This window comes from Cellvibrio sp. KY-GH-1, assembly GCF_008806975.1.
Classification (GTDB): domain Bacteria; phylum Pseudomonadota; class Gammaproteobacteria; order Pseudomonadales; family Cellvibrionaceae; genus Cellvibrio.
Window position 1 is genome coordinate 4,595,286 of sequence record NZ_CP031728.1, and the last position, 11,100, is coordinate 4,606,385.

Annotated in this window: 23 protein-coding genes; all 23 read left to right on the plus strand. The window is 47.1% G+C overall.

What is annotated here, in order from left to right; all coding sequences use genetic code 11:
- The first annotated feature begins 13 nt into the window (after nucleotides 1-13).
- The 23 genes from rpsS (at nucleotide 14) to rplQ (ending at nucleotide 11,042) form a co-directional block, all read left to right on the plus strand.
- Entirely contained in the window at nucleotides 14-292 is a 279-nt protein-coding gene (gene rpsS, locus D0C16_RS19395; protein ID WP_039912567.1) for a 30S ribosomal protein S19, read from the plus strand.
- A gap of 12 nt (nucleotides 293-304) precedes the next feature.
- Nucleotides 305-637: a 50S ribosomal protein L22 gene (gene rplV / locus D0C16_RS19400; protein ID WP_039912569.1), complete on the plus strand. Its 333-nt coding sequence runs from the start codon at nucleotides 305-307 to the stop codon at nucleotides 635-637.
- Between the two features lie 11 nt (nucleotides 638-648).
- On the plus strand, nucleotides 649-1,329 hold the full coding sequence (gene rpsC, locus D0C16_RS19405; protein ID WP_039912570.1) for a 30S ribosomal protein S3: 681 nt from the start codon (nucleotides 649-651) through the stop codon (nucleotides 1,327-1,329).
- 12 nt (nucleotides 1,330-1,341) lie between these two features.
- The gene (rplP, locus tag D0C16_RS19410) at nucleotides 1,342-1,755 is read left to right on the plus strand and encodes a 50S ribosomal protein L16 (RefSeq protein WP_039912571.1); all 414 of its coding nucleotides are present in this window, start codon (nucleotides 1,342-1,344) and stop codon (nucleotides 1,753-1,755) included.
- Nucleotides 1,755-1,946 (plus strand): 50S ribosomal protein L29, encoded by a 192-nt coding sequence (rpmC, locus tag D0C16_RS19415; RefSeq protein ID WP_039912572.1) that lies wholly within the window; start codon nucleotides 1,755-1,757, stop codon nucleotides 1,944-1,946. The genes rplP and rpmC overlap by 1 nt, the downstream gene beginning before the upstream one ends.
- 2 nt (nucleotides 1,947-1,948) lie before the next feature.
- Complete coding sequence (gene rpsQ / locus D0C16_RS19420; protein WP_151033872.1) at nucleotides 1,949-2,215, plus strand: 30S ribosomal protein S17; 267 nt, start codon at nucleotides 1,949-1,951, stop codon at nucleotides 2,213-2,215.
- A 39-nt stretch (nucleotides 2,216-2,254) separates the two neighbouring features.
- Entirely contained in the window at nucleotides 2,255-2,623 is a 369-nt protein-coding gene (rplN, locus tag D0C16_RS19425; protein WP_007644480.1) for a 50S ribosomal protein L14, read from the plus strand.
- A 36-nt stretch (nucleotides 2,624-2,659) separates the two neighbouring features.
- On the plus strand, nucleotides 2,660-2,977 hold the full coding sequence (gene rplX, locus D0C16_RS19430) for a 50S ribosomal protein L24 (RefSeq protein WP_039912575.1): 318 nt from the start codon (nucleotides 2,660-2,662) through the stop codon (nucleotides 2,975-2,977).
- Nucleotides 2,978-2,983: 6 nt separating this feature from the next.
- Nucleotides 2,984-3,523, plus strand: a complete 540-nt coding sequence (gene rplE / locus D0C16_RS19435) for a 50S ribosomal protein L5 (protein WP_039912576.1) — start codon at nucleotides 2,984-2,986, stop codon at nucleotides 3,521-3,523.
- Between the two features lie 9 nt (nucleotides 3,524-3,532).
- Nucleotides 3,533-3,838: a 30S ribosomal protein S14 gene (rpsN, locus tag D0C16_RS19440; RefSeq protein WP_151033873.1), complete on the plus strand. Its 306-nt coding sequence runs from the start codon at nucleotides 3,533-3,535 to the stop codon at nucleotides 3,836-3,838.
- Between the two features lie 30 nt (nucleotides 3,839-3,868).
- Nucleotides 3,869-4,261: a 30S ribosomal protein S8 gene (gene rpsH / locus D0C16_RS19445; RefSeq protein WP_151033874.1), complete on the plus strand. Its 393-nt coding sequence runs from the start codon at nucleotides 3,869-3,871 to the stop codon at nucleotides 4,259-4,261.
- Nucleotides 4,262-4,275: 14 nt separating this feature from the next.
- A complete protein-coding gene (gene rplF / locus D0C16_RS19450; RefSeq protein ID WP_151033875.1) occupies nucleotides 4,276-4,809 on the plus strand; it encodes a 50S ribosomal protein L6 in 534 nt (177 codons plus the stop codon).
- Nucleotides 4,810-4,818: 9 nt separating this feature from the next.
- A complete protein-coding gene (gene rplR, locus D0C16_RS19455; RefSeq protein WP_151033876.1) occupies nucleotides 4,819-5,169 on the plus strand; it encodes a 50S ribosomal protein L18 in 351 nt (116 codons plus the stop codon).
- A gap of 9 nt (nucleotides 5,170-5,178) precedes the next feature.
- On the plus strand, nucleotides 5,179-5,688 hold the full coding sequence (gene rpsE / locus D0C16_RS19460; protein WP_151033877.1) for a 30S ribosomal protein S5: 510 nt from the start codon (nucleotides 5,179-5,181) through the stop codon (nucleotides 5,686-5,688).
- Between the two features lie 35 nt (nucleotides 5,689-5,723).
- Nucleotides 5,724-5,909, plus strand: a complete 186-nt coding sequence (rpmD, locus tag D0C16_RS19465) for a 50S ribosomal protein L30 (RefSeq protein WP_039912583.1) — start codon at nucleotides 5,724-5,726, stop codon at nucleotides 5,907-5,909.
- 1 nt (nucleotide 5,910) lies between these two features.
- Nucleotides 5,911-6,345, plus strand: coding sequence for a 50S ribosomal protein L15 (rplO, locus tag D0C16_RS19470; RefSeq protein WP_151033878.1), 435 nt, complete (start codon nucleotides 5,911-5,913; stop codon nucleotides 6,343-6,345).
- 10 nt (nucleotides 6,346-6,355) lie between these two features.
- Nucleotides 6,356-7,693, plus strand: a complete 1,338-nt coding sequence (secY, locus tag D0C16_RS19475; protein WP_151033879.1) for a preprotein translocase subunit SecY — start codon at nucleotides 6,356-6,358, stop codon at nucleotides 7,691-7,693.
- Between the two features lie 21 nt (nucleotides 7,694-7,714).
- Nucleotides 7,715-7,831, plus strand: coding sequence for a 50S ribosomal protein L36 (gene rpmJ, locus D0C16_RS19480; RefSeq protein ID WP_151033880.1), 117 nt, complete (start codon nucleotides 7,715-7,717; stop codon nucleotides 7,829-7,831).
- A 227-nt stretch (nucleotides 7,832-8,058) separates the two neighbouring features.
- Nucleotides 8,059-8,415: a 30S ribosomal protein S13 gene (gene rpsM, locus D0C16_RS19485; RefSeq protein WP_039912587.1), complete on the plus strand. Its 357-nt coding sequence runs from the start codon at nucleotides 8,059-8,061 to the stop codon at nucleotides 8,413-8,415.
- A 54-nt stretch (nucleotides 8,416-8,469) separates the two neighbouring features.
- Nucleotides 8,470-8,865, plus strand: a complete 396-nt coding sequence (rpsK, locus tag D0C16_RS19490) for a 30S ribosomal protein S11 (protein ID WP_151033881.1) — start codon at nucleotides 8,470-8,472, stop codon at nucleotides 8,863-8,865.
- A gap of 15 nt (nucleotides 8,866-8,880) precedes the next feature.
- Nucleotides 8,881-9,501, plus strand: coding sequence for a 30S ribosomal protein S4 (gene rpsD, locus D0C16_RS19495; protein ID WP_151033882.1), 621 nt, complete (start codon nucleotides 8,881-8,883; stop codon nucleotides 9,499-9,501).
- 26 nt (nucleotides 9,502-9,527) lie between these two features.
- Nucleotides 9,528-10,514 (plus strand): DNA-directed RNA polymerase subunit alpha, encoded by a 987-nt coding sequence (rpoA, locus tag D0C16_RS19500; RefSeq protein WP_151033883.1) that lies wholly within the window; start codon nucleotides 9,528-9,530, stop codon nucleotides 10,512-10,514.
- Between the two features lie 135 nt (nucleotides 10,515-10,649).
- On the plus strand, nucleotides 10,650-11,042 hold the full coding sequence (gene rplQ / locus D0C16_RS19505) for a 50S ribosomal protein L17 (protein ID WP_151033884.1): 393 nt from the start codon (nucleotides 10,650-10,652) through the stop codon (nucleotides 11,040-11,042).
- Nucleotides 11,043-11,100 lie beyond the last annotated feature (58 nt).

Below are 11,100 nucleotides of genomic sequence, written 5' to 3' on the forward strand. Positions count from 1 at the left end.
AGAGGAAGAGACAGTGCCACGTTCACTGAAAAAAGGTCCTTTCATCGACCTTCACCTGATTAAGAAGGTCGAAGCCGCTATCGCGAGCAATGATCGTCGTCCAATCAAGACTTGGTCTCGCCGTTCCATGATCATGCCGGAAATGGTAGGACTGACCTTGGCTGTACACAATGGTCGTCAACACGTTCCGGTTTTGGTTAACGAAGAAATGGTTGGCCACAAGCTGGGCGAATTTGCCGCAACCCGCACTTATCGTGGCCATGCCGCTGATAAGAAAGCGAAAAAACGCTAATCGAGGTATACGATGGAAGTAGCAGCAAAATTAAGCGGTGCTCGTCTGTCGGCGCAAAAAGCGCGTTTGGTTGCTGATCAAATTCGCGGTAAAGGCGTTGAAGACGCGCTTGATATTCTTGCGTTTAGCACTAAAAAAGGTGCCGCAATTATCAAGAAAGTGCTCGAATCTGCAATTGCAAATGCTGAGCATAACGAAGGCGCTGATGTTGATGAGTTGAAAGTAAAAACGATTTTTGTGGATGAGGGTGTAAGCCTGAAGCGCATTAAGCCACGTGCCAAAGGCCGTGCAGATCGTATTACCAAACGTACTTGTCATATCACCGTTAAAGTAGCCGATAAGTAAGAGAGCGCGTTATGGGTCAGAAAGTACATCCAAACGGTATTCGTCTCGGGATCATCAAAAAGCATACCTCTGTATGGTATGCCGATGGCACCGAGTACGCAGACAAACTCAACATCGACTTGAAAGTACGTGCGTACATTCAGGACAAACTTGCTAGTGCGTCAGTTAGCCGCGTTGATATTGAACGCCCCGCTAATACTGCGCGCATTACTATTCACACTGCCCGTCCAGGCATTGTGATCGGTAAAAAAGGTGAAGATGTTGATAAGTTGCGCGCTGAAGTTAGCAAGCAAATGGGCGTGCCTGTTCATATTAATATTGAAGAGATCCGCAAGCCTGATTTGGATGCAGCTTTAGTGGCACAAGGCGTGGCTCAGCAACTTGAGCGTCGTGTTATGTTCCGTCGCGCTATGAAGCGCGCGGTACAAAATGCTATGCGTCAAGGCGCTGAAGGTATCAAAATTCAAGTGGGTGGCCGCTTGGGTGGTGCCGAGATCGCTCGTAGTGAATGGTATCGCGAAGGTCGTGTGCCTCTGCACACTCTGCGTGCAGACATCGATTATGCAACTGCAGAAGCGAGCACCACCTACGGTATCATTGGTGTGAAAGTGTGGATTTTCAAAGGCGAAGTTATCGGTGATGTTGTAGAAACCGAAGCAGCGTCCAAGAAAAAAGCCGCTAAGTCCAAGTAAGGGGTACGCATCATGTTACAACCTAAGCGTACAAAGTTTCGCAAGCAGATGAAAGGCCGCAATCGCGGCTTAGCCCAACGTGGCTCCAAAGTTAGCTTTGGTGATTTCGGCTTGAAAGCAACTGGTCGCGGTCGCATTACTGCGCGTCAAATCGAAGCAGCACGTCGTGCGATGACTCGTCACGTTAAGCGTGGCGGAAAAATCTGGATCCGTGTATTCCCCGATAAGCCGATTACAGCTAAACCACTCGAAGTTCGTATGGGTAGCGGTAAAGGTGGTGTTGAATACTGGGTAGCGCAAATTCGCCCTGGCAAAGTTCTTTACGAAATGGATGGTGTAAGCGAGGAATTAGCTCGTGAAGCCTTCGCTCTTGCCGCGGCTAAATTGCCAATTACAACAACATTTGTTAAACGTTCGGTGATGTGATGAAAGCTTCAGAACTCCGCGAAAAATCCGTCGAAGAGCTGAATGGCGTCTTGTTGGAACAATTGAAAGAGCAGTTCAAATTGCGTATGCAAGCTTCTACTGGCCAGTTGAACCAATCGCACTTGCTGTCGCAAGTTCGTAAAGACATCGCTCGCATCAAAACGGCGCTTAGTCAAAAGGCAGGTAAGTAACGATGACTCAAGAAACTAAAGTGGCTCGTACACTGACTGGCAAAGTTGTCAGCGACAAGATGGATAAAACCATCACCGTGTTGATTGAGCGTCGTGTTAAGCACGAGCTTTATGGCAAGTACTCAACCAAATCATCCAAGCTTCACGCGCACGATGAAAAGAATGAGTGCAAGATAGGTGACATAGTGACTGTTTCTGAGTCGCGTCCTCTGTCAAAAACAAAGACCTGGTCTTTAGTAAAAATCGAAGAGCGCGCTTCCGAAGTCTAAGACTTCCGCGCTTTTGTAAGTCAGTTTCGGAGACGGACGATGATTCAAACAGAAAGCTACTTAGATGTTGCTGACAACAGCGGTGCCCGCCGTGTCATGTGCATCAAGGTTCTTGGCGGTTCCCACCGTCGCTATGCAGCCGTGGGTGACATCATCAAAGTAACCGTTAAGGAAGCAATTCCTCGCGGTAAGGTGAAAAAAGGCCAAGTAATGAAGGCAGTTGTTGTACGCACCAAAAAAGGCGTGCGTCGTCAAGACGGTTCATTAATCAAGTTTGACGATAATGCTGCCGTACTGCTGAACAACCAAGATGCTCCGATTGGTACCCGTATTTTCGGACCGGTAACTCGTGAGTTGCGCGGCGAGAAATTTATGAAAATCATTTCTTTGGCTCCAGAAGTGCTGTAAGGCACTCAGTCAAGTCAAAGAGTCGAGGGCAGATAAATGCGTAAAATTAAACGTGATGACGAAGTGATTGTTATCGCCGGACGTGATAAGGGCAAGCGCGGTAAAGTGGTTCGCGTATTGGCTGAAGATCGTTTGATTGTTAGCGGCGTTAACATCATCAAGAAACACCAAAAGCCAAACCCACAATTGGGTGTTGCTGGTGGAATCGTTGAAAAAGAAGCTGCGATTCACGCTTCCAATGTTGCTATTTATAATCCGGCAACTAAGAAAGCTGACCGCGTAGGTTTCAAAGTGCTTGAAAATGGCGATAAAGTTCGTGTTTTCAAATCCAATGGCGAAACCCTGGGAGCGTAATGAAACATGGCTAGGTTAAAACAACTTTACGTGAAAGAACTCGCTCCAAAACTCAAAGAAGAATTGGGTTTGGCGAACGTAATGGAAGTGCCAAAGATCACCAAGATCACCATTAACATGGGTGTTGGCGAAGCTGTTGGCGACAAAAAGATCCTGGAAAACGCCGTTAATGATCTGACAAAAATTGCTGGTCAGAAAGTGGTTGTTACCAATGCGCGTAAATCAATCGCGGGCTTTAAAATCCGTGATGGTTGGCCGATTGGTTGCAAAGTAACTCTGCGCTCAGATCGTATGTACGAATTCCTTGATCGCTTGATCACTATTGCTATTCCTCGTATTCGCGATTTCCGCGGTATCAGTCCGAAGCAATTTGATGGTCGCGGCAATTTTTCAATGGGTGTGACTGAACAAATTATCTTCCCGGAAATCGACTACGACAAAGTAGATCGTTTACGTGGTCTGGATATTTGTATCACCACAACGGCTCGCACTGACGAAGAAGGTCGTGCGTTGTTGAAAGCGTTTAACTTCCCTTTCAAAGGCTAAGGTGACGTCATGGCTAAAAAATCTATGATTGCACGCGAAGCTAAACGTGCAGAAACCGTTAAAAAATTTGCTGCCAAGCGCGCAGAATTGAAAGCACTTATCCAAAGCCCAGCTTCTTCTGAGGAGCAGGTTTGGGAAGCGCAAATCAAACTGCAAAAAATGCCTCGTGATGCCAGCGCTACTCGTCAGCGTAACCGCTGCCGCGTGACTGGCCGCCCGCACGGTGTTTATCGCAAGTTCGGCTTGTGCCGTCACAAGTTGCGTGAAGCCGCTATGCGTGGTGATGTCCCCGGTTTGGTCAAGGCCAGCTGGTAGGCCTCGGCTTAATTTTAGGAGCAGAATCTGATGAGCATGCAAGATCCAATGGCAGATATGCTGACCCGCATTCGCAATGCGCAAAATGTTGGTAAAGCTTCTGTAACCATGCCTTCTTCCAAATTGAAAGTAAGCGTGGCAAAAGTACTCTCTGATGAGGGTTATGTTAATGGTTTTTCAGTGAGCGAAGGCCCAAAGCAAGAGCTGACTGTAGAATTGAAATATTTTGAGGGCAAGCCAGTTATTGTTGAGCTTGACCGCGTAAGCCGTCCAGGTTTACGTAATTATGCTGGTAAAACCGCGCTGCCTACCGTTCGCGGTGGTTTGGGTATCGCAATTGTTTCTACCAGTAAAGGTGTAATGACTGATCGTGCTGCTCGTGCCGCTGGCGTGGGTGGTGAAGTCCTCTGCACAGTATTCTAATTTGGGAAATCGTCATGTCACGAGTTGCAAAAAGTCCGGTTGAAGTACCTGCTGCAGTGACTGTCACTCTTAACGGACAGGCTCTGTCCGTTAAAGGCAGCAAAGGTACATTGGCGCTGCAAGTCCATGCGAACGTAGAAGTCAAGCACGAAAACAACGTGCTCACTTTTGCTCCGCGCGATGGCGCCAAGCAGTCAGATGCGCTAGCAGGCACTACCCGTGCGCTAGTTAATAACATGGTAAAAGGCGTTAGCCAGGGTTTCGAAAAGAAACTAAATCTGGTTGGTGTGGGTTATCGTGTTAAAGCAGAGGGCAATACTGTAAACCTGTCTTTGGGTTTGTCGCATCCAGTTAACTACGCTCTGCCTGCAGGCGTAACTGTTGAGACCCCAAGTCAGACTGAAATAGTACTCAGAGGCGCTGACAAGCAGTTGCTTGGTCAGGTTGCTGCTGAAATTCGTTCGTTCCGCGAGCCAGAACCTTATAAGGGTAAAGGTGTTCGTTATTCGGATGAAAATGTACTGCGTAAAGAAGCTAAGAAGAAGTAGGGCTAAGATATGAGCGATAAGAAAGAAAGTCGTCTTCGCCGTGCACGTCGTGCCCGTGCCAAGATTCGTGAATTAGGTGCTGCACGTCTCACCATTCACCGTTCTCCACGCCATATCTATGCTCAGCTGATTTCTGGTGATGGTGCTCGCGTTCTCGCGAGTGCCTCCACACTGGATAAAGATTTGCGCAGTGGTAAAACTGGTAACGCTGATGCTGCCAAAGCTGTAGGTGCTCTGATTGCTGAGCGCGCAAAAGCAGCTGGTATCACTCAAGTAGCTTTCGACCGCAGTGGTTTCAAGTACCACGGTCGCGTAAAAGCTCTGGCTGATGCAGCGCGTGAAGGCGGATTGGAATTCTAAAGGTGAGATATGGCATACGCTAAGAAAGAAGAAGACAACAACGAAGGCTTGCAGGAAAAATTAGTTCAAGTTAATCGTGTTGCTAAAACTGTAAAAGGTGGTCGTATCTTCCAATTCACCGCACTAACTGTTGTTGGTGATGGTAATGGAAAAGTAGGTTTTGGCCGCGGCAAAGCACGTGAAGTGCCCATTGCGATTCAAAAAGCGATGGAAGCAGCTCGTCGTAACATGATCAGTGTTGATCTGAATGGCGACACCATTCAGTACCCAACCAAAGGAGTTCATGGCGCGTCAAAAGTTTACATGCAACCAGCGTCACAAGGTACCGGCGTAATCGCTGGCGGTGCTATGCGCGCCGTCCTCGAAATTGCAGGTATCCAGAACGTTCTTTCCAAGTGCTACGGTTCAACCAACCCGGTAAACGTAGTTCGTGCAACGTTTAACGCGCTGAAAGAGATGACTTCACCTGAAGCAGTTGCTGCAAAACGCGGTAAGACTGTTGAAGATATTCTGAACTAATCGATTAGTTCGATTATTAGATGGCGGAATTCACCATGTCTAAGAAAATGATTAAAGTGACCCAGATCAAGAGCACAGCTCACCGTCTGGCGAACCATAAAGCTTGCGTACGCGGCTTGGGTTTACGTCGCATCGGTCACTCTGTGGAAGTTGAAGATACTCCTTCAGTTCGCGGCATGATCAATGTTGTCAACTATCTGGTTAAGGTAGAAGGGGAATAAGATGCGTCTGAATACTCTGAGTCCGGCACCTGGTCGTGTGCATGCTAAAAAGCGTGTAGGCCGTGGTATCGGTAGCGGCTTGGGTAAAACTGCAGGTCGTGGTCACAAAGGTTTGAAATCTCGTTCAGGTGGCTCAGTAAGACCAGGTTTTGAAGGCGGTCAAATGCCTTTGCAAATCCGTTTACCTAAATACGGTTTTACTTCCCGTATCGGTATGGTTACTGCTGAGATTCGTTTGTCGGAATTGAATGCTGTTGAAGGTTCAATTGTTGATATCGAAACCTTGAAGCAAGCAGGTTTGATTAGCTCGGTTATCAAGCGTGCGAAAATTTTCGCTTCTGGTGAAGTGAAAAAAGCTGTCACTGTTAAAGGCCTGGCTGTAACTAAAGGTGCTAAAGCAGCGATTGAAGCCGCTGGCGGAAAAGTAGAAGAGTAACGAGGCGCGGATGGCAACTTCAGGTAATCTGCCATTAGCAAATCAAAGAGGCTTGGGCGAGCTTTGGGCTCGTCTTCGCTTTTTGTTTCTGGCAATCGTGATTTATCGTATTGGTACTCACATACCAGTGCCAGGTTTAGACCCAGAGCGCATTGCGAATCTGTTCAATCAAAATCAAGGCACCATTCTTGGCATGTTTAACATGTTCTCAGGTGGTGCTTTAGAACGCATGAGCATTCTTGCTTTGGGTATCATGCCTTACATTTCTGCATCGATTATTATGCAGTTGCTAACGGCAGTTACTCCGTCTTTGGAGCAATTGAAAAAGGAAGGTGATGCTGGTCGTCGGAAGATCAATCAGTACACTCGCTACTTCACTGTAGTCCTGGCAACAGTTCAAGCGCTGGCAATGGCAGTAAGTTTTTCTGCTTATGCATTTGGTGGTGAACCTAGCTTCTCCTATTACTTCATTGCGGTTGTGTCATTAGTGACAGGCGCGGTATTTATGATGTGGCTGGGGGAGCAAGTAACTGAGCGCGGTATTGGTAATGGCATTTCGATGCTCATTTTCGCCGGTATTGTTGCTGGTATGCCAAGCGCTATTGGTCAAGCATTCGAGAGTGCGAGACAAGGTGACTTACACATTATTGCGTTGCTAATTGTTAGTATTTTGGCAATTGCAATAATCTGGTTAGTGGTTCGTATCGAGCGCGGCCAGCGCCGGATTACTGTTAACTATGCCAAGCGTCAGCAAGGTCGTCAGGGATATGCCGCGCAAAGTAGCCACCTTCCGTTAAAGATTAATATGTCAGGTGTAATCCCTGCCATTTTCGCCAGTAGTATTCTGCTATTCCCAGCGTCAATAGCGCAGTGGTTTGGGCAGGGAGGTGAAGGTGTTGTAAACGAATTTTTACAAGAGTTGGCTTTGGCTATAGGTCCCGGACAGCCTTTGTACATTATTCTGTTTGCAGGTCTGATTACGTTTTTCTGTTTCTTCTACACGGCTTTGATGTTTAACCCGAAGGAAGTGGCAGATAACCTGAAGAAATCTGGTGCCTATATCCCCGGTATTCGTCCGGGAGAACACTCAGCGAAGTATATTGATAGCGTGTTAACTCGTTTAACCGTAGTTGGCGCAATCTATATGTCTGCTGTTTGCTTGTTGCCAGAGTTTCTCGTAGTGGCTACTGGTGTTCCATTTTACCTTGGTGGAACTTCTCTGCTAATTGTAGTAGTAGTTGTGATGGATTTTATGTCACAGGTCCAGGCCCACTTGATGTCCCATCAGTATGAGTCGCTGATGAAGAAATCAAATTTAAAAGGGTATGGCAGCGGCAACGCTCGCTAATCCAAGTATTGAGGTTGAATCATGAAAGTTCGTGCTTCTGTTAAAAAGATTTGTCGCAATTGTAAGATGGTTCGTCGTAACGGTGTTTTGCGTGTAATTTGCGCCGTTGAGCCACGCCACAAGCAGCGTCAAGGCTAATAGCTAAGATTGCTCCGGTAAACTCAGGCAGGTCATATACCTGCCTGAGTTTTTTATCGGAGCAAATGTGGCTGTTGTCGTCGGGGGCGTTGACTGTCGTCAAGTGAGAAATCGCTTGGCTATTGCTTTATGGTGTACTAGCAGTTATCCTGCGCGCCTTTTGTTCAGGGGCGGGGTGGCTATTATGCTGTCAACGCTACAATTTAGGTGTTATTGGAGTAATTTGAATGGCTCGTATAGCTGGTGTAAACATACCAGATAACAAACATGCCGTTATCTCGTTGACCTATGTTTATGGTATTGGTCGTACCACTGCCAAGCAGATCTGTGCTGCTACCGGTATTGCTGAAGAGACTAAGATTGGCACTCTGTCTGAAGAGCAGATGGACGCAATCCGTGCTGAAGTAGGCAAGCACACCGTAGAAGGTGATTTGCGTCGTGAAATTAACATGAACATCAAGCGCTTGATGGATCTGGGCTGCTATCGCGGTCTGCGTCATCGTCGTGGCTTGCCTCTGCGTGGTCAGCGTACCAAAACTAACGCTCGCACTCGTAAAGGCCCACGTAAGCCAATCAAGAAATAAGCCTTGATCGCGAATCTCATTCACATACGGTAAAAATTAGTAGGAAGAATTGCTATGGCTAAGCCAGGTAATAAAACCACAGCCAAGAAAAAAGTTAAAAAGACGGTAGTTGATGGCGTTGCGCACATCCACGCTTCTTTTAACAACACCATCGTTACCATTACTGATCGTCAAGGCAATGCCTTGGCATGGGCAACTTCTGGTGGTTCTGGTTTCCGTGGTTCACGTAAAAGTACTCCTTTTGCTGCTCAGGTTGCTGCAGAGCGCGCTGGTGAAGCGGCAAAAGAATATGGTTTGAAGAACCTTGACGTAGAAGTTAAAGGCCCGGGCCCAGGCCGCGAATCAGCGGTGCGTGCCTTGAATAATGTTGGCTATAAAATTACCAACATCACTGACGTTACGCCGATTCCACACAACGGCTGCCGTCCGCCGAAAAAACGTCGCGTTTAAGGGGGAGCATAGAGAATGGCTCGTTATATTGGACCAACTTGTAAACTGTCTCGCCGTGAAGGAACTGACCTGTTCCTGAAAAGCGGTGCGCGCGCACTGGATTCAAAGTGCAAAATTGAAACTGCACCTGGTCAACATGGCCAACGTCGCGGTCGTCTGTCTGACTATGGTGTACAGCTGCGTGAAAAGCAAAAAGTACGTCGTATCTACGGTATTCTTGAAAAGCAATTCCGCGGTTATTACAAAGAAGCTGCGCGTCGTAAAGGCGCTACTGGTGAGAACCTGTTGAAATTGTTAGAAGCTCGTTTGGATAACGTTGTTTATCGTATGGGCTTCGGTTCTACACGCGCAGAGTCTCGTCAACTTGTTTCTCATAAAGCAATTAGCGTTAACGGTAAAACCGTAAATGTTGCTTCTTATCAAGTTGCTGCTGGTGATGTGGTTTCTGTGCGTGAGAAGGCCAAAAAGCAATTGCGTATTCAAAACGCAATGAATTTGGCTGGCCAACGCAGCAACGTCGAGTGGGTTGACGTAAACAGCGAGAAGAAAGAAGGCGTTTTCAAACGCGTTCCAGATCGTATTGATTTACCTGCTGACATCAATGAGAACCTCATCGTCGAGCTTTACTCCAAGTAAGGGACGATCCGCTAACAGGTGTGGCTATGCAGACTGCAGTAAACGAATTTTTAACTCCGCGTCATATCGATGTAACAGAAAATGGCCCAACACGCGCGCGCGTCGTATTGGAACCATTAGAACGTGGTTTCGGACATACTTTAGGCAATGCATTGCGTCGTATTCTGCTTTCTTCAATGGCCGGTTGCGCCATTGTTGAAGCGGAAATCGAAGGTGTGCTGCATGAGTACAGTGCTATTGAAGGTGTACGTGAGGATGTAATTGAAATCCTGCTGAACCTCAAAGGTGTTGCAGTTATCATGCACGGTAAGGATCATGCTGTTCTTACCTTGACCAAAAAAGGTCCAGGTGTTGTTACCGCTGCTGATATTCAGGTTGATCACGATGTGGAAATCAAAAATCCAGATCACGTGATTGCTAATATCACTGGCAACACCGAATTGAAAATGCGTTTAACCATTGCTCGCGGTCGTGGCTATCAGCCTGCTGACAGTCGTCGTCGCGATGATGATGAGAGCCGTGCAATTGGACGTTTGCAACTGGATGCGTCCTTCAGCCCAGTTAAGCGCTTGGCTTACAGTGTTGAAAGTGCTCGTGTAGAGCAACGCACTGACTTGGATAAGCTTATTCTTGATCTCGAGACCAACGGCACTATTGATCCTGAAGAGGCTATCCGTCGTGCGGCCACCATTCTGCAACAGCAATTGGCGGTGTTTGTTGATCTTGAAGGTGAGAAGCAATCTGCTCCTGAGCAAAAAGAAGAGGCTATTGACCCGATTCTGTTGCGTCCGGTAGATGATTTGGAGCTTACTGTTCGCTCAGCAAACTGCCTGAAAGCAGAGAATATTTATTACATTGGTGATCTAATTCAGCGCACTGAAGTGGAGCTGTTAAAGACACCAAACCTAGGTAAAAAATCATTGACCGAAATTAAAGATGTTCTCGCGTCACGTGGTTTGTCTTTAGGTATGCGTTTGGAAAACTGGCCTCCAGCTAGTTTGAGAAACGACTAAAAAAAGCAACGAAGCCTTGAGTGATTGCATTTTTTGCGATTGCTCAAGGTTTTATTATTAGTTCGCCTGTAACTCACTTCGGTGCAGGTGATTAACGAGATTGCGTAAAGCAGTCCATTTTGAAGGAATTTTGATATGCGTCACCGTCTCTCTGGTCGTCAATTAGGCCGCAATGCTTCTCATCGTAAGGCTATGTTTCGTAACATGAGTGCTTCTTTGGTTGAGCATGAGTTGATTAAAACCACTCTGCCTAAAGCAAAAGAGCTTCGCCGTGTGATCGAGCCTTTGATTACTATCGCTAAAGTTGATTCAGTTGCTAACCGCCGTTTGGTTTCTGCGCGCATTCAGAGCAAATCTGCTGTGGGTAAGCTGTTCAGCGATTTGGGCAAGCGTTATGCTACCCGCCCAGGTGGTTATGTGCGTATTCTTAAGTGCGGTTTCCGCGCTGGCGATAAAGCGCCGATGGCGTACGTAGAGTTGGTAGATCGTCCAGCTAAAGCGCTGGAGTCTGCAGTAGAAGCTGAGTAGTTCTACAAAAACAGTTCGAACAAGAGGCTGGACAGAAATGTCCGGCCTTTTTTATTTT